Annotated in this window: 15 protein-coding genes; 3 read left to right on the forward strand and 12 right to left on the reverse strand. The window is 73.3% G+C overall.

Annotation, left to right across the window (positions count from 1 at the left end; translation table 11 throughout):
• Positions 1 to 196 precede the first annotated feature (196 nt).
• From WME82_RS11170 to WME82_RS11210, 9 genes are all read right to left on the reverse strand, one after another.
• Positions 197 to 2,110 (reverse strand): DNRLRE domain-containing protein, encoded by a 1,914-nt coding sequence (locus tag WME82_RS11170; RefSeq protein ID WP_438042815.1) that lies wholly within the window; start codon positions 2,108 to 2,110, stop codon positions 197 to 199.
• A 572-nt stretch (positions 2,111 to 2,682) separates the two neighbouring features.
• Positions 2,683 to 3,477: a creatininase family protein gene (locus WME82_RS11175; RefSeq protein ID WP_438042816.1), complete on the reverse strand. Its 795-nt coding sequence runs from the start codon at positions 3,475 to 3,477 to the stop codon at positions 2,683 to 2,685.
• 3 nt (positions 3,478 to 3,480) lie between these two features.
• Positions 3,481 to 5,178: a benzoate-CoA ligase family protein gene (locus WME82_RS11180; RefSeq protein ID WP_438042817.1), complete on the reverse strand. Its 1,698-nt coding sequence runs from the start codon at positions 5,176 to 5,178 to the stop codon at positions 3,481 to 3,483.
• A 2-nt stretch (positions 5,179 to 5,180) separates the two neighbouring features.
• On the reverse strand, positions 5,181 to 6,665 hold the full coding sequence (locus tag WME82_RS11185; RefSeq protein ID WP_438042818.1) for an NADH:flavin oxidoreductase: 1,485 nt from the start codon (positions 6,663 to 6,665) through the stop codon (positions 5,181 to 5,183).
• Positions 6,666 to 6,667: 2 nt separating this feature from the next.
• Positions 6,668 to 7,948: an acyl-CoA dehydrogenase family protein gene (locus WME82_RS11190; protein WP_438042819.1), complete on the reverse strand. Its 1,281-nt coding sequence runs from the start codon at positions 7,946 to 7,948 to the stop codon at positions 6,668 to 6,670.
• Positions 7,945 to 8,832, reverse strand: coding sequence for an enoyl-CoA hydratase family protein (locus WME82_RS11195; protein WP_437870483.1), 888 nt, complete (start codon positions 8,830 to 8,832; stop codon positions 7,945 to 7,947). The genes WME82_RS11190 and WME82_RS11195 overlap by 4 nt, the downstream gene beginning before the upstream one ends.
• 40 nt (positions 8,833 to 8,872) lie before the next feature.
• Positions 8,873 to 9,415, reverse strand: a complete 543-nt coding sequence (locus WME82_RS11200) for a MarR family winged helix-turn-helix transcriptional regulator (protein ID WP_012234634.1) — start codon at positions 9,413 to 9,415, stop codon at positions 8,873 to 8,875.
• Between the two features lie 32 nt (positions 9,416 to 9,447).
• On the reverse strand, positions 9,448 to 9,873 hold the full coding sequence (locus WME82_RS11205) for a RidA family protein (RefSeq protein WP_438042820.1): 426 nt from the start codon (positions 9,871 to 9,873) through the stop codon (positions 9,448 to 9,450).
• The gene (locus WME82_RS11210; RefSeq protein ID WP_437555358.1) at positions 9,870 to 10,631 is read right to left on the reverse strand and encodes an SDR family NAD(P)-dependent oxidoreductase; all 762 of its coding nucleotides are present in this window, start codon (positions 10,629 to 10,631) and stop codon (positions 9,870 to 9,872) included. The genes WME82_RS11205 and WME82_RS11210 overlap by 4 nt, the downstream gene beginning before the upstream one ends.
• 234 nt (positions 10,632 to 10,865) lie before the next feature.
• Here WME82_RS11210 and WME82_RS11215 point away from each other — a divergent pair, with 234 nt between their 5' ends.
• Positions 10,866 to 11,213, forward strand: coding sequence for a hypothetical protein (locus WME82_RS11215; protein WP_438042821.1), 348 nt, complete (start codon positions 10,866 to 10,868; stop codon positions 11,211 to 11,213).
• Positions 11,177 to 11,971 (forward strand): hypothetical protein, encoded by a 795-nt coding sequence (locus WME82_RS11220; RefSeq protein ID WP_438042822.1) that lies wholly within the window; start codon positions 11,177 to 11,179, stop codon positions 11,969 to 11,971. The genes WME82_RS11215 and WME82_RS11220 overlap by 37 nt, the downstream gene beginning before the upstream one ends.
• Positions 11,972 to 12,027: 56 nt before the next feature.
• Here WME82_RS11220 and WME82_RS11225 read toward each other — a convergent pair whose 3' ends face one another.
• The 3 genes from WME82_RS11225 to WME82_RS11235 form a co-directional block, all read right to left on the reverse strand.
• A complete protein-coding gene (locus WME82_RS11225) occupies positions 12,028 to 12,672 on the reverse strand; it encodes a Uma2 family endonuclease (RefSeq protein WP_438042823.1) in 645 nt (214 codons plus the stop codon).
• A gap of 162 nt (positions 12,673 to 12,834) precedes the next feature.
• A complete protein-coding gene (gene sthA / locus WME82_RS11230; protein ID WP_438042824.1) occupies positions 12,835 to 14,232 on the reverse strand; it encodes a Si-specific NAD(P)(+) transhydrogenase in 1,398 nt (465 codons plus the stop codon).
• Positions 14,233 to 14,282: 50 nt separating this feature from the next.
• Positions 14,283 to 14,810 carry a tetratricopeptide repeat protein gene (locus WME82_RS11235; protein ID WP_437870488.1) on the reverse strand — a complete coding sequence of 176 codons (528 nt, stop codon included), beginning with the start codon at positions 14,808 to 14,810 and terminating at the stop codon, positions 14,283 to 14,285.
• Positions 14,811 to 14,902: 92 nt separating this feature from the next.
• On the opposite strand from WME82_RS11235, the gene WME82_RS11240 reads away from it, so the two are divergent.
• The gene (locus tag WME82_RS11240; RefSeq protein WP_438042825.1) at positions 14,903 to 16,933 is read left to right on the forward strand and encodes a hypothetical protein; all 2,031 of its coding nucleotides are present in this window, start codon (positions 14,903 to 14,905) and stop codon (positions 16,931 to 16,933) included.
• The last annotated feature ends 29 nt before the right edge of the window (positions 16,934 to 16,962 follow it).

The raw sequence follows: 16,962 nt of genomic DNA on the forward strand, positions 1-16,962 counted from the left end.
CCGGCGAGGGCCAAGTTCAAGGGGGGTTCAGGAGAGCGGGAGGGCACAGGAGCGAGCGGCTCGCCGGCAGGAGGCGTCCGCCTGGACGCCCAGCAGGGCCGGCGGGCGCCTTGGCGCGGTGTGCGGCGGATCCTCGCCCGCCGGCTTCACCAGGGCGGCGCGCCGTCGCCTCGCCGGGCCGCCGGCTGGAGCGGCGTCACGGCGTGGGGAGATCGCGCGCGCACGTCGCCGTGACGTAGTAGCGCCGCGAGGTGCCCGCGTAGGAAGCCCGAAAGTCCGTCGTCTGCTTGTACCCGGCGGCCAGGAAGCTGCCGCCGTGCATGAAGCGTCCGCTCGAGGTGTTGTCGAGCCGCGAGCAGTCGTTGCAGGGCATCAGCAGCTGATAGTTATCCGAACCGTCACGGGTGGCCTTGTACGCGTTGCCGGCCAGGTCGAGCTGCCCCCACCGCCCGGCGCCCTGGGGGAACTTGCCGACGTCCGTGAGATCCGTGTGCGCGCAGGGATAGTTGCTCGGGTACGGCTCACCCAGGCAGCGGTTCGTTCCATCACCCGCGACCGTGCCGTCACCCTGGCAGCACCAGGAGGCATACCGTGTGACATCCGTGGAGCCGTCCTGGTTGACGCCGATGATGCTCTCGACGCTCGAGCCGCCCCACGGGAAGATGCGCTGCTCGTTGCCGCCGGCAGAGGCGTAGTTGATCTCCGCCTGGGTCGGCAGCCGGCCGCCGTCCCACGCGCAGAATCCGAACAGCTCGTACCACGTCGCGCAGACGATCGGCTTCTTCTCCTTGGCTCCCGGGATGTCGCTCCAGGACGGCCATCCGTAGGGATCGCAGATGAGCGCCGTCTTGAGCGCGCTCGTGTTGGCCGCGAGATACATGTTCCACGTCGGGTCCCAGCCGCTGTTCGGGATCTTCGGGTGTGCGCCCGCGCCGGCGGCCGGCGGGTTGGCCTGGGTCGGGCCGCCGGTCTGCTCGAGGTACTGCCGGAAGCGCCCCACCGTGACCGTGTACTTGTCGAGGTAGAAGCTGCTGACCGTCGCCGGCAGACCCGCGTTGTTGAGCCGGTTGAACGTGCCGCCCGGGACCGGAAGGGTCGAGCAGCAGTTATCGCCCCCCTCGACGCCGCAATTGGCACCTGCGCCAGGAGTGCCGCTGTTGCAGCTGATCGGCAGTCCAGGCACGCCGCCCCCGCCTCCGCCGCCGGCACCACCCGCGCCCCCCGCACCGCCCGCGCCGCCGGCACCACCCGCGCCCCCGGCGCCGCCCCCGCTGCTGGAGCTCGACGTCGTGGTCGAGGTCGTCGAGGAGCTGGAGCTGCTCGACGTCGTGGTGGAGGTCGTCGAGGAGCTGGAGCTCGACGTCGTGGCGGAGGTCGTCGAGGAGCTGGAGCTCGACGTCGTGGCGGAGGTCGTCGAGGAGCTGGAGCTGCTCGACGTCGCCGTCGAACCCCCCGTCTCGCTGTCGTAGCAGACGCGGAGATACGGCCGCCGATCCAGCGAGCTCTCGCTCGTTCGGATGTGGGTGCGATTCATGGTTTGTTCGAAGAACACACCGTTGTTCGTGGTGGGGTCGTTCACCCAGCTCTGCACGGTGCTGGTGAGGCTGACCGTGTGGTAAGCGTACGTGTATCCCGAGCTCGCCGTGAGGGTTCCCAGGACCGTGGGATCCCAGGCGCTCGAGTGCGAGTTCCACGTCACGGTGTTCTCGTCCCAGGGCGTCGTGATCCGGTGCACGCGCATCACGTCGGGGGTCAAGGCGCCGATGTTGAGGTAGAGATACGCCGAGACGATGGAGGCGCCGGCAGGGATCGACGAGAGATCGAACGCGATCAGCGCACGCATGTAGGTAAAGCCGGTCTCGGCAGTGCCGGTCCTGCCGGCGTACATGTCGGCTCCGGTGGGTGTGTAGGTGGGATAGGTCGAATTGATGAGGGCATCCTTGACCACGCCCGTCGTCCCGGTGCGCTGGAGAGTCACACAGACGGTCGCGGCCTGCTGCGCCTCACCGAGCAGCTCGTCTCCTTCGTCTTGTGCGCCGACGCACCCGGCGAGCGCCGCGCCGGAGGCGGCGGCGAAAGAGGCCAGGAGCAGATGCCGAGACCCTCTCATGATCGTTCGATTCCTCATGATGCTCTCCGATCCGCGTCGTCGGGCCAGCTCCGCCCGCGAGGCTTCGTGTGATGCCGTCGCGCAGGAACGCCAGAGAGCGCCCCCGCCAAAACCACCATCTGCCTGCGCGCCGTAAAGCATCACCTTCATCAGGTCAGCCGTCGGATCGTTCTGGCGTCAAACAGCGCGCGAGGAAAACGATACCGTTTTACGGCTTTGATTTGAACGCGTCAATTGGGAATAGAGGTTTGCCGTCAAAAATCTGTTGATGTTGCTTGTGATGTCGGAGCAAAACTAAGCATTATTGCTCGAATCCTTGGTAAGTGTCGAGCGCCGCGAGGCGCATTTGCGATGCCGCTCACATTCGCTCAGGTTTCGCTCACGTGTCGCTCACGTGTCGCTCACGTTCTGCGCGTGCCGCGCGATATGAGCAGCTACATCCGCCTGAACCGCCGGTGATCAGCTTGCCGGGGCGCGTGAGTCGATGGCGGATTCTGCCGTTCAGGCGAGCGTGAGGGGTGGTGGTGCTGGGGCAGAGATGCCCGCTTTTGTCTACCTGCACGCTCGTCGGCTTACCTGGTGCTTTTTCCTCGCGCGGGTTCGTGGGCGGAAGCGCTGGAGAGGCCTTCTTCGACCTCGGTGACAATCATCGTCGCGAGCAGATCGAGCAGCGCGCGGCCTTCGTCCTCGGACGCCTCGCGCGGAGATCCAGTGTAGGCGGCGTCCATGCCCAGCGCGCGGAAGCTCTTCGCTGCTGCCTTGATGCCCTCGGACAGGCTCAGGTCGAGGTCCGGCAGGTCCTGGGCGATGTCTTTCCGGACGAGCGCGGAGGCCGCGGCGAGGACGAGCGATGTCTCGTAACGGCCCGCGTGGCAGGCGCCGCTCCGGAACTCCGCGGAGAGCGTCCGCGCCCAGCGGCGCGCGAGCGGGCACGCGACCGAGGCGCGGCCCAGGGGCAGGTCGCCGGTGGCGGCGCGCACGGCGCGGTCGTGCTCCGGCTCGAGGTGGTTGTTGATGAAGCAGACATGCGACAGGCCGGCCGACAGGTAGGCCTCGGCGACGGCGCGCAGAAAGGCGGTGAGCGCGGGCGCCGGGATCGAGATCGCGCCGGCGAAGCCCGCCGCGAAGTCGGTCACGCCATAACCGATGGGCGGGGCGAGGAGCGCGGCGACGCCGCGCGCCCACAGCCGGCGGCCGGCCTGCTCGGCCGCGGCCTCGCCGATGAGCGTGTCCGTACCGAGCGGCAGGTGCGGGCCGTGCGGCTCGACCGACCCGACCGGCACGAGCGCGACGCACGGCGCGCCGCCCGACAGGAGCGCGGCGAGCTCCTCCGTCGTGAGCTCCGCGAGGCGCGGCGCGGCCTGCATGGGCTAAAGGCCCGCCGGGTTCTCGCCGGCGACCTCGCGCTGCCGGAGCGCCTTGCGATCGACCTTGCCGCGATCGTTCCTGGGGACGTCATCGACGAAGGCGACCCAGCGCGGGTACTTGTGCTTGCTCAGCCGGTCCTTCACGAAGGCCTTGAGCTCCTGGGCGAGCTCGGCCCTCCCCTCGTCGGTGGCGACGCGGCCGCGCGCGTCGTCGCGGACCACGATGAACGCCTTCGGCTTCACGAGGCCCGCCTCCTCGGCGCCGATCACGGCGGCGAGGCTGACGGCCGGGTGCTCGGTCAGGCACTCCTCCACCTCGACCGGCGCGACCCAGACGCCGCCCACCTTGAGCAGCTCGTCGGCGCGCCCGCTGAACCAGAGGTAGCCCTCGGCATCCATGCGGAAGAGATCTCCGGTGCGGCACCAGTGGCCGTGGAAGGTGCCCCAGCTCTTCTCGCGATCCTGGAAGTAGCCGAGCGCGACCGAGTCGCCCTTCACCCACATGACGCCGGTCTCGCCGGGCGGGAGCTCGGGCGCGCCCGGCCCGACCGCGTCCGAGGGGAGGATCTTGATCGTGTACCCCTCCACGACGCGGCCGAGCGACCCCGGGCGCACGTCGCCAGGGCGGTTCGTGCAGTAGATGTGGAACATCTCCGCGGAGCCGATGCCGTCATAGACGTCGGCGTGGAACCGCGCGCGGAAGCGCTCGAGGAGCGCCGGCGGCAGCGCCTCGCCCGCGGACAGGTGGAAGCGGACGCTGGAGAGGTCGAGGCGCGGCGCGCGGCGCGCCGCGCGGGCGTCGTCGTCATCGAGCAGCTTGCCCATCATCGTCGGGACGTTGGTGACGACCGTCGGGCGATAGCGCTCGATGTACCGCGCGAGCGACTCCGGCGTCGGCCGCTCGACGAAGAGGCCCGACGTCGCGCCGACGGCGAAGGGGAACATCAGGTTGGTGCCCGTGGCGTAGCCGAAGAAGAGGCGCGGCACCGAGACGGTGATGTCGTCCTTGCGGTAGCCCACGGTCGCCTTGGCGTAGCGCTCGGTGTTGAAGGCGAAGTCGCGGTGCGTGTGCATGGCCGCCTTGCTCCTGCCGGTGGAGCCGGACGTGAAGAGCCAGATGGCGATGTCGTCGCGCCGGGTGGGCCGGGGGCCTGCCGGGGCGCGCTTCGCCGCGAGCGCCGCGCGCCCCTGCTCGAGGGCGCCGCGGAGCGAGGTGCCCCGCAGCGCCGCGAGGGCCGGCGAGACCGGGAGATCGGCCTCGAGATCGCCGCCGGTCGGGACCTCGGGCACGAGCACGACGGTGCGGACGTTCGTGGCCGCGAGCGCGCCCTGGAGCGCCTCGGCCACGCGCGGGATCGTGACGACCGCGGCGGCCCGCGTGTACTCGACGAGGTGCGCGAGGTCGGGCGCGGGCGCCTCGGGGTTGCCCATCGCCACGACGGCGCCGTGGCTCAGCGCCGCGAAGAAGGCCCAGACGAACGCGGGCGAGTCGTGCAGGACGATGAGCACCCGCTGCTCGATCGCGACGCCCTCGACGGCGAGGTGCCCCTGGAGCATCCGGACCTTCTCGGCGACGTCGGCGTAGGTGTGCCGCTGATCGCCGAAGAGCAGCGCGACCTTGTCGCCGAGCCCCTCGCGCAGCCGATCGAACAGGAAGTAGTCGGCGAGGTTGAGCTCGTCGGGGAACGTCGGTGCGGTCATCGTCACGCCTCCTCTCGCCTCCATCGCGGCGCCGTGAGCCGCCGCTTTCCGCCCTCCGTGGTCGCGATCCCCGGCTCGTCGAGCCCCTCGCGATCCCAGAGCTGGCACGTCACGGGTCGGTGGCGCTGATCGAGCGCCTCGCAATAATTGGAATAGATGCAGCGTCGGACCTCACCGCTGCGCCCGAGCCGCACCTTCAGGAACCAGTCGGGATCCGCGAGCGTCTGCCGTGCGGCCCCGATGAGATCGGCCTCGCCGCGCGCGAGGATCGCCTCGGCCTGGGCGAACGTGCAGATCCCCCCCGCCACGACGACCGGCGTGCCGAGGCCGGCCTCGCGCAGGGCGCGCCGGATCTGCGCCTGCTTCGGCACCTGCCGCCCGAACGGCCCCGCCGCGTCCGAGAGCGCGGTCGGCATGCACTCGTACCCGCTCGGGCCGGTGTAGGGGTACGCGGCCTCGCCGACCTTGGGCTGCTTCGCGTCCTCGAATTTGCCGCCGGTCGACAGCGAAAGGAAGTCCATGCCGGCGCGCGCGAACGCGAGCGCGAAGAACGCCGCGTCGTCGACCCGGCTGCCCCCCGCGATGACATCGTCGCAGAGGAAGCGGCAGCCCACCGTGAAGCGAGCGGAGACGGCGGCGCGCACCGCCGCGTAGACCTCGAGCGGGAGGCGCGCGCGGCGCTCGCGATCGCCGCCGTAGCCGTCCGGGCGGGTGTTCAGCGCGGACAGGAACGAGGCCATGGTGTAGGCGTGCGCGTAGTGGAGCTCGACCCCGTCGAAGCCCGCCTCGCGCGCCCTCACGGCGGCCGCGGCGAAGAGGCCCGGCAGCGTCCGCGGCAGATCGCGGATGTGAGGGAGCGCGACGTCGGTGACGCGCTCGCGCTCGCCGAAGCGCAGCGCCTCGAGCTCGCGGGGCGCGAGCACGGCCTCGAGCCGCGCGTCGTCGAGCGCGAGCAGCCGCTCGCGCACCTCGAGCTCCGGCGCGTCCCGGAGCGGCGGCTCCCCGAGCGCCTCGGACAGGGCGCGCCGGTGCGCGCCGGTGATCTCGAGGAACTCCCGCAGGAACCTGTCCTTCGCCGGGCGCCTGCGGATGCGGAGGAAGTCGATGAGCTGCAGGAACACGCGCGTCCTGCCGGCGCTCCGCGCGCGGACCGTCCGGACGAGCTCCCGGAGCCCCGGGACGAACCGATCGTGCCCGACGCGGAGCAGCGGGCCGCTCGGCACGTCGCGGATCCCGGTCGCCTCGACCACGAGGGCGCCGGGCTGGCCTTCGGCGAAGCGGCCGTACCAGTCGAGCACGTCCTGCGTGACGACGCCCTCCTCCGTCGCGCGCCACGGGACCATCGCGGGCACCCACGAGCGCTCGGCGAGCTCGAGGCCCGAGGCGAGGCGGAGCGGCGAGAAGAGGCGCGCGCGCGCCGCCTCGCCCGCGGCCTTAGGCTCCTCGCGGGGCAGCGCGTGGCGGATCCTCTCCGGCGGCCTCCACATGGCTACCGCGCCCCGTCGCGAGCGCGCTCGTCGGCAGGGGGCTCCGCGGCGGCGCGCTCGAGGATGCCCTTCGCGATGATGAGCTTCTGGATCTCCGTCGTCCCCTCGTAGATGCGCAGCGGCCGGATCTCGCGGTACAGCCGCTCGACCTCGGTCCCTTCGATGACCCCCATGCCGCCGTGGAGCTGGACCGCGCGGTCGATGATCCGCTGCGCCGCCTCGGTGGCGAACATCTTCGCCATGGCCGCCTCGGTCGAGACGCGCGCCGCCGCGCCGGCCGCAGCCGTGTCGCGCTTGTGGGCCGCGCGGGCGACGAGCAGGCGGGCGGCGTCGAGCTCGGTCGCCATCTCGGCGAGGTAGGCGCGCACCATCTGCTGCTCGGACAGGGGCGCCCCGAACTGCCTCCGCCGCGTGACGTGCGCGATCGCCTCGCGGAGCGCGCGCGCCGCCATCCCGTTCGCCGCCGCGCCGACCGAGATCCGGAAGGCGTCGAGCGTCTGCATCGCGAGCTTGAAGCCGCCGCCCACCTCGCCGAGCCGCGCGCTGTCCGGCACGCGGCAGCCCTCGAAGCGGAGCCGGCCGATCGGGTGCGGGACCGACATCGGGAGCGGCTCCGAGGCGACGCCCTGCGCGCCGCTGTCGACGAGGAACGCCGTGATCGCGGCGCGCCCGCCGCCGCGCTCGCCCGCCGCGCCGCCGCCCTCGCGCGGCGGCGCGCCCGTGCGGGCGAAGACCACGAGGTGGTGCGCGAGCGGCACGTTCGAGATCAGCACCTTCTCGCCGTCGAGGACCCACCCGTCGCCCTCGCGGCGGGCCTCGGTCCTCAGCGAGGCGACGTCGCTGCCCGCCTCGGGCTCGGTCAGCGCGAAGGCCCCGATGCGCCGCCCCGAGAGCACGTCGGGCAAGATCGCGCGGCGCTGCGCGTCGCTGCCAGCCAGCACGATCGGGTACGAGCCGAGCCCTTGCACCGCGAAGATCGCGTCGGCGAGCGGGGCGACCTGGCCGAGCGCCTCGCGGATGAGGACCAGCGAGCGCACGTCGATGGCGGTCGCGTCCCCGGGGAGGCCGCTGGGGCTCGGCGCGCCGCCGAGCGCCTCGGGGACGAGGTGCGCGTAGAGCCCGAGCGGCTCGCCCATGCTGCGCGCCACGGCGGCGGCGTCGTGCGTCTTGGCGAGCCGCGCGAGCGGCGCGAGCGCCTCGGGCGTCAGCCGCGCGGCGAGCGCCGCGTGGCGCTCCTCGAAGAAGACGGGGAGCTCGGCGGAGGAGAGCGCGAGCCCGCTCATACGCGGGGCGTCTCCTGGCCGGTGGACCGCGGGGTGGGGGGCGCGTCGGCGTCGCCGGGCGCGGCCGGCGCGTCGCCCCGGTCGGCGCCCTCGAAGCGCGGCGGGCGCTTCGCCCTGTTCGCCTCGTGGGCCTCGCGGAAGTCGGGGTGGGCCATGCAGATGGCCTGCGCCTGCGCCTCGGCCTCGATCGCGGCGGCGAGGGGCATCGTGCGCTCGCTCTCGAGCATCTGCTTGGTGATCGCGTGCGCGAACGCCGGCCCGCGCGCGAGGCGCTCGGCCCAGCCGCGCGCCACGCCCAGCGCGTCGCTGTCGGCGACGACGCGGTTCACGAGGCCGATGCGTAGCGCCTCGTCGGCGCCGATGAGATCGCCGAAGAAGAGCAGCTCGGCGGCGCGCCCCTGGCCGACGATGCGCGGCAGGAGGTACGAGGCGCCCATGTCGGCGCCGGACAGGCCGACCTTGGGGAAGATGAACCCGAAGCGGGCGCTCGCCGCGGCGATGCGCAGGTCGCAGGCGGCGGCGATCACCGCGCCCGCGCCGACGGCGACCCCGTTGACGGCGGCGATGACCGGGCGCCGGAGCTCGCAGATGCTCTGGATCAGCGCGCCCGTCGCGCGGGTGAACTCGAGCAGCCCCCGCGCGTCGCGCGCGAACAGCTCGGCGATGATCCCCTCGACGTCGCCGCCCGAGCAGAAGCCGCGCCCCGCTCCGGTGAGCACGACCGCGCGCGCGGCCGAGCGCTCGAGCGAGCGGAACGTGGCCGTGAGCTCGCCGTAGACCTCGAAGGTGAGGGCGTTCAGGCGGTCGGGGCGGCTCAGCGTGATCTCCGCGACGCCGCGGCTGAGCTCGAGCTGGAAGGAGCGGGGTGTGAGGGTCATGGGCATCTCCTGGGTCCGGCGCGCGCCGGACGCGAGCCTCGCGCGATCAGGGCTTCGTCCGCGTGCGCCGCGGGGGGCTCCGCGCGCTTCGCTCGGCGTGCGCGCGGGCGCTGCCGGGGCGCGACGGGACGGGCATGTCCGGCTCGCGGAGCGTGGTGCGCAGCTTGTCGAGCAGCCGCGTCAGCGTGGAGAGCTCGGCCGGGCTCAGCCCGGAGAACACCTTCGCCACGCGCGCGGCGTGCCGCCGCTCGGCGTCGCGGAACGCGCGCTGCCCCTTGGCGGTCAGGTGCACCCGCCACGCGCGGCGGTCGCTCGGGTCGGCCCGCCGCTCGACCATGCCGTCGCGCGCCGCGCGATCGACGAGCCCGGTGAGGTTGCCCGCCGTGACGAGCATGCTGCGGGAGAGCGACGCGAGCGTCTGCCCGTCGCTGCGCACGAGGTTCGCCAGGAGGTCGAAGCGCGGGAGGGTCATCTCGTGCTCCAGGTCCTCCCGGATGGCCGCGAGCGCGCGCTTGTGGACCGCGAGGATGCGCACCCAGGCGCGCACGGCGGCCTGGTCGCCGCGCGCGCTCTCCGGCGGGGGGACCACGGCGAGCGGCCGCCTCGCCGGCGCCCCGCGCCTCACGGGCCGCCCCCGCCGCGCGCGTCGAGCGCCGCGACGGCCTCGATCTCCACGAGCGCGCGCCGCTCGACGAGCCCCGCGACGCCGAGGAGGGCCATCGCCGGGAAATGCTTGCCGAACCGCGCCCGCCACGCGGCGCCGATCGCGCGGAGCGAGCCCCTGTACGCCTCGAGATCGGTCACGTAGACGGTCATGCGCGCGACGTCGCCCGGCTCCCCGCCGGCGGCCGCGACGACCGCGAGCACGTTGTCGAGCGCCTGGGCGAACTGCTCGGCCAGATCGTCGCTCCGGAACCGCCCGGACGCCGGATCCCACCCGATCTGCCCCGCGATGTGCAGCGTCCTGCCGCTCGTCACGACGCCGTTGACGTAGCCTCGCGGCGCAGGCCACCCGGCCGGCTGCACGATCTCGAGATCGCCGTTCACCGCATCACCTGCCCCCCGTCGACCGGGATCGCCTGGCCATGGATGCTGCGCGCCTCGTCGCTGCAGAGCATCGCCACGACGAGCGCGACCTCGCCGGGCTCGACCATCCGGCCCTGAGGCGACATCGACTCGAGCGACCGCCGCGCCGCGTCCTCGCCCCGCCCGGTCTTCTCGGCGATGCGGGAGATCGCCTCGTCCGCCATCCTCGTGTTCACCCACCCGGGGCAGACGCAGTTGATGGTCACCGGCGTCCGGGCGATCTCCAGCGCGATGGCGCGGGTCATTCCGACCATGGCGTGCTTCGACGCGCAGTACGCGGTCGAGTAGGCGCACCCGACGAGCCCGGCGGTCGAGGCGACGTTGACGACGCGCCCGAACCCGCGCGCGATCATCTTCGGGATCAGGGCGCGGCAGAGCGCGAAGGCGCCGGTCACGTTGACCGCGAGCATGCGGTCCCAGAGCGCGTCGCTGGTCCTGTCGAACGGCGCGCTCTCGGCGACGCCCGCGTTGTTGACGAGCACGTCGATGCGCCCGAGCTGGGCTTCGAGCGCGGCGATCGCCGGCGGCGCGCCCTCGCGATCGCCGACGTCGAGCCGGACGGCGACGCCCCCGATGGCCGCCGCCGTCTCCTCGATCTCGGCCTGCGTGCGGCCTGCGACGGCGACGCGCGCGCCGCCCTGCGCGAGCCGCTCGGCGATCGCCCGGCCGATGCCGCGACCCCCACCCGTGACGAGCGCGATCCTGCCTTCCAGGGACATCCGGAGCACCTAAATCATATATATATGAAGCACAAGCCGAAGTCACCCTCGTCGGCGCGCGCTGCGGCGCCCGCTCGCTGAGGTCGGAGTCGGCCACCTCGCGACGGAACGCGCGGCTCGGCCTCGCTCTCCTCGCTCTCCTCGCTCTCCTTGCTCGTCTGGAACGTAGTGGGTGGAGAGCATGGACGAAGACCAGAGCGGGCGTGGCCGAACGATCTGCGCCGCGAGGGCGGCATGGTCCGGCTCGACGGCCACCACAACCCGCGGCGCCTCAGGATCCTGGACGAGTACATCCACGAGATGGACTCGGTCCTCGACGGCTTCTTCCGGGCTCGCCGGAGCGCGGTGCACGAGCTCCACCCCGCGATCTCGCTCGCGCAGTCGATCGTCGACGTGGTCGATCCGATCTACTACGCTGCGCGCCTGTTCGTCGCGCCCCGCGACGGCTTCGCGCCGAAGAGCATCTACATGACCGAGAGCATCAACCGGATGGCACCGGCGACACGTTCGCGCAGCCTCGCGGCACCGAGATGCACGCCGTGGCGATGGGCTTGCCGCTGCAGCTGCCGGCGGGCGCCGTGAGCGCGGCCGGCGCGCTCGCGTCGCGCGTCGCCGCGCTGCTCGCATGCGCCGGCGTGGAGGCGCGGCCCCCGGCGGCGGAGGCGGGCGCGTGGTCCCTCGCGCTGGCCGAGCCGCCGGATCTCGCGGCGCTCTACGCCGCGGCGGACGGCATCGCGCTCCCGGACGGCACGCTCATCCTGCCGCGCGGCGACGTCGCGCGGGCGACGGCGTGGCTCGCGGAGGAGCGCTCGCTCGACTGGGCGCGCGACCTCCTGGTCATCGGGGAGCGGGAGGATCTCGTCATCGTGCTCGACCTCGACGTCGCGGGCGCGCGCGCCGGGGGCGGCGTGCTCGAGGCGCCGACCGACGGGCTCGCCTCGTTCCAGCGCGTCGCCCGCTCGGTGGTCGGCTACCTGGAGCGGCGCCTCGGCGTCGCAGGGGCCGAGGCCGCGGCGCCCGAGGTGCGGGCGCGCGAGGCCGCGGCGCGCCGCGACCTCCCGGCGCTCGTCGAGGCGCTCGCGGAGGCGATGTACCCGGGCGCGGAGCGGCAGGTCGCGCACGCGGCGCTCACGCTGGGCACGCTCCTGTCGGAGCGCGGGGACGAGGCGGCGCTGGACGCCTTCGCGCGCTCGGTCGAGGCGCGGGTCGCGGCGGCGCCGCGGGGCGCCGCGGGGCCGGAGCGGCTCGCTGCGTGGCGCGCGTGCGAGATCGTGGCGCGAGAGGCGGGGTCGGAGGCGATCGCCGCGGCGTGCGCGGCGCGGGCGAGCGGCGGGGGGTAGGAGGCTGGTCGCGAAGCGCCTCGGTGGACGGCGCTTCGTCGCTCAGCGGACCGAGCTCACCTGGCGCCCCGCTCCCGGAGCCTCGCGCGCCACGCGCGCACCACGGTCGTCTGATCCCCCTTGCGCAGCATGAACTCCGTCAGCCCCACGACGTCGAGCCCCGGCAGGAGCCGGCTCTGCCCCACCTCCGCGTAGCCGTCCGGGCCGAGGAGGTGGATGGAGAGCTTTCCCTTCTTCAGGAACCAGACCTCGGGCACGCCGAGCCCCGCATAGACGGAGAGCTTGTTGATTGTCCCGCTCTTCTCGATGATCTCGATCGCGAGCTCCGGGATCTCGCCGTCGTCGACCGTCCCGAGCACGTAACACTCGTCCGGCTCTACGCCCCGCTCCGCGAGCCTCTTGCGGACGGTCATGCTGCCGTACCCGCTGAGAGGCAGCTCCGCCTCCTCTGCGTAGGCCTCGACGAGGCGGGCAAGGATCGTCTTCCGCCCCTCGTGCGGTCCGCCCGGGCTCATCAGCTCCAGCACTCCCTCGCAGTACGTCACCCGCACGCCCGCTCGGTCGCCGAGGGCGGCGAGGATGGCCTCGTACTCCTCCCACGAGACGTCATGAACGACGAAGAGCTGGTCTTCCGAGCCGTTCGCCGCGCCCGCGTCGGCGGCGCCGGCAGGGGGGACGAGGAGGGGTGCAGCGGCGGCCATGACAGCGTGCTCCTCCGGGGAGTATCACCCCCGCGCCGCGCGCTGGCAACCGCCGATCCGAGCGCCCGCGCGCCGCTGCCCTCCTCGACGGCCCTTACGCACGCCACGGACTCGCCGGACGCTGCCAGGGGCGGCCCGGGGGCGCTCGGGTGCCGCGCGCCCTCAGAACACGCGCCCCAGCCCGTCGAGCGCCGCGACGCGGTAGGCCTCGGCCATGGTGGGGTAGTTGAACGTCGTGTTCACGAAGTACCGGATCGTGTTGTGCGGCGCAGGTTGCGACATGATCGCCTGTCCGATGTGGATGATCTCCGCGGCGTTCTCGCCGAAGCAGTGGATGCCGAGCAGCGCGAGCGTCTCGCGGTGGAAGATCAGCTTCAGCATCCCGACCTGCTGGCCCGTGATCTGCGCGCGCGCGAGCGTCTTGAACGTCGACTTCCCCACCTCGTACGGCACCTTCTCCGCCGTGAGCTCCCGCTCGCTCTTGCCCAGCGACGAGATCTCGGGCGTCGTGTAGATGCCCGTGGGGATGTCCCGGACCAGCTTGTCGTCGGCTTGGCCGCAGATGTGGCTGGCCGCGTACCGGCCCTGATCGTAGCTCGCGCTCGCGAGCGCCGGGAAGCCGACCACGTCGCCGACCGCGTAGATGTGCGGCTGGCTCGTCTGGAAGGTCTCGCTCACCTCGAGCTGACCGCGCTTGTTCGGCGTGATGCCGACGCTCTCCAGGCCGAGATCGGCCGTGTTGCCCGACCTCCCGTTGGCCCAGAGGAAGACCTCGCTCCGGAGCTTCTTCCCGCTCTTCAGGGAGAGCACGACGCCCTCCTTCGTGGCCTCGACCGCCTCGTGCTCCTCGCCGTTCAGGACGCGGATCCCCTTGTCGCAGAAGTGGTACCCGAGCGCGTCGGTGATCTCGTCGTCGAGGAACTCCAGGAGATGGGAGCGCGTGTTCACGAGGTTCACGGCGACCTGCATGTTGCGCAGCATCGACGCGTACTCGCAGCCGATGACGCCCGCCCCGAAGATGGTGATGCTCCGGGGGGTGTGATCCATGCGCAGCAGCGTGTCGCTGTCGAAGACGCGCGGGTGGCTGAAGTCGATGTCGGCCGGCCGGTACGGGCGCGAGCCGGTCGCGATGACGAAGCTGTCGGCCGTGTACCGCCGGCGCTGGCCGCCGTCGCTCTCCACCTCGATCGTGTGCGGATCGACGAACCTGGCCTGCCCCGGAACGAGCTGGACGCGGTTCCGGTCGTAGAAGCTCTCGCGCAGATCGACCTGCTCGTCGATGACGCGGTTCGCGGTCGCGAGGAGCTCGGCGAACGGGTACTCCGGAACCACATCCATCCGCTTGTAGATGGGGCTCTGGTTAATCAGGTTCATGTGGTAAATCGCGCGGCGCAGCGCCTTGCTGGGGATCGTCCCCCAGTGGGTGCAGCCCCCGCCGACCCGCGCGTAGCGCTCGATCGCCGCGACCGATTTGCCGTGCTTCGCGGCCGTCATGGCGGCGCCTTCGCCGCCCGGCCCCGTGCCGAGGATGATGAGATCGAAGTGCGGGGTGGTCACCATCGAGTTCCTTGCCTCCGGCGCGCCGAGCGCGCGCGTGCGCCGGGGGAAGGCTACTCGAACTGGAGCGGCTCGTCGTCGCCCCCGACGCCGAGCATCTCGAGGATCTGCCGCACCTCCATCGCGGCCTCGACCTCCGGGCCCGCGTCCAGGAAGCCCTGGAGGTGCTTCCGCGCGAGCGCGCGGTTGCCGCGGGCCGCGTACGCCAGCCCCATCGCGTGCATCGCCTCGCCGTCCTTCGGGAACCGGCGGAGCGCCTCCTTCGCCTGCGCGGTCGCGCCGTCGGTGTCGCCGAGGCGACGGAGCGCGTGCGACAGGGCCACCCGCGCCCCGAGGAAGCTCGGCGCGAGCCGCACGGCGGCGCGGTACGCGTCGCGCGCCGGCTCGAGCTGGCCGAGCTCGTAGAGCGCGTGCCCGAGCAGGTTGTACGCGTACGGGTTCGACGGGGAGGCCTTGATCACGTCGCGCAGCGCGACGAGCGCCTCCTGGACTTGCTCCTCTTGCAGGAGCTCGGCCGCCTCCTCGACGGCCTCCCAGTGGGCGGCGTCGACCGATTCGTCCACCACGGCTCTGAGCACCATGGCCCGCAGTCTAGCCAGATTCGGCGCGCCGTCCTGGGCTCCTTCGTGGTACCGGCCGGGCGGTGAGGCGCCCGCCGTGGATCCGGCCGCTCTTGTGGCACGCGAGCGCCGCGATCCCGGTGCTCGGCGCCGCCGCGGCGTTCTACGGGCCCGCGCTCGCCAGGACGGGCGGCGTCTGGCCGGCGCCCCTCGACGACGTCTACATCCACTTCGGGTTCGCCCGCGCCGCGGCCCTGGGCCACCCGTTCTCGTGGATCCCGGGCAACGGCTACTCCTCGGGCGGGACCAGCCTGGCGTACCCCCTCGCCCTGGCGCCCGGGTACCTGCTCGGGTTTCGCGGCGCGTGGCTCGGCCTCTTCGCCGCGCTCCTCGCGTGCGCCGCGCTGCTCGACCTCTGCCGATCGCTCCGGTGGCTGCTCGATCCGCGCGGCGGGCCGGGCGCCGCCTCCTCCCGCTGGGTCGCCTGGGTCGCGCCGCTCTTCGTCGTGGCCGTGCCGCTGCTCGACTGGAGCTGGTTTTCCGGGATGGAGCTCGCGCTGCTCGGCGCGGTGATGGGCCGGGCGCTCGTCGCGGTGCGGCGCGCCGAGCTCGCCCCGCCGGCGCAGCGCCCGGCCGAGCAGCTCCGGGCAGGGCTCCTCGCCGCGCTGCTCGTCGCGACGCGGCCCGAGGCCGTCGCGCTCGCGGCGCCGCTCGCGGTCGCCGTGGCCCACGCGGCGGGCTCGCTGGGCGCAGCGGCGTCGCTCGCGCGCGCGTCCCTGCCGACCGCGCTGCTCCTCGCCGCGCAGGCCGCCGCGAACCGCGCGCTCACGGGGGAGTGGAGCGCGGCGGGGGCGGTGCGCAAGCTCATCCTCTCGAACCCGTACCCGGCGCCGCTCGAGAAGGCGCTGGAGGTGATCAAGAACCTCGCCGCGCTGCAGGTGCAGGCGCTGGAGAGCGCGCTCGGCGGCCCGTCCTACGCCCTGCTCTTGCCGCTGCTCGGCGCGATCGCGGCGCTCGACCGGCGCGCGCGGCGCCTCGCCGTGCCGCTCCTGATCGGCGCCTACGGCTCGCTGCTCCTCGTCGCGCTCAACGCGACGGCGCGTTACCAGAACCTCCGCTACGCCGCCCCGGCGCTCGCGATGCTGCTCGTCGCGGCGGCCCTCGGGACCGAGGCGCTCGCGCGGCGGGGGCGGCTCGCGGCCGGCGTCGCCGCCGCGCTCGCGCTCGCGGCCCTCGCGGCGCCCTCCGCGTGGTTCGCGCGGCAGATCGACCACTTCGCCCGCTCCTCGGCCAACATCGCCGGGCAGCAGGTCGAGGTCGCGCGGCGCCTCGCCGCGCGCGCGCCGCGGCCGAGGCGGGTGCTGCTCGGCGACGCGGGCGCGATCCCGTACCTGTCGGGGATCCCGGCCATCGACGGGCTCGGGCTCGGCGGATACCGGGGGATGCCGTTCGCGCGGGCCTCGGTGCACGGGGTCCCGGCCGTTGTCGAGCTCATCGAGCGGCTCGACGCCGCCGAGCGGCCCGACGTCTTCGCCCTGTACCCCTCGTGGTGGGGCGGGCTCGCGGACGTCTTCGGCCGGCGCGTCGACGCGGTGAAGATCGAGGACAACGTGATGTGCGCCGCGGACGAGAAGGTGATCTACGAGGCGGACTGGTCGGCGCTCGCGCCGCCGGGGGAGCGCCGCGACGAGGCCATCGACGAGGTGGACATCGCCGACCTGGTCGACGAGCGGGCGCACGGCTACGCGTTCCCGTCGCCGCGCGGCGGCTGGGTCGTCGGCGCCGTGCTGCGCGACGGGAGCGACGGCGGCGGTGCGCCGCGGTTCGACGCCGGCAGGATCATCCCCGAGGGGCGCGAGCAGTCGTTCGCAATCAGAGCGGCCGCCGCGGCCGCCGCGGCCGCCGCGAGCGCCCGCGGGCCCGCGGTGCTCGCGCTGCGCACCGACGGGGGCGGCCCGATCGCGATCGGCGTGGCTGTCGAGCGCGCCGCGGACGAGGCGCGCGTCGAGGTGCCAGAGCGCCCTCTGGATCGCTGGTCCGAGATCCGGGTGCCGCTGCGCGACGTCGCGCCGGGGGACATCGTCCGGATCCGCGCGCTCCGGGGGACGTTCCGCAGCTTCCATGTCTGGCTGCTGCGGCCGTGATCGGCCTCCTTGCCGCCCGCGCGGCGTCC

Origin of the sequence: Sorangium sp. So ce128, assembly GCF_051525245.1 — a bacterium.
GTDB classification, from domain to species: Bacteria; Myxococcota_A; Polyangia; order Polyangiales; family Polyangiaceae; genus Sorangium; species Sorangium cellulosum_B.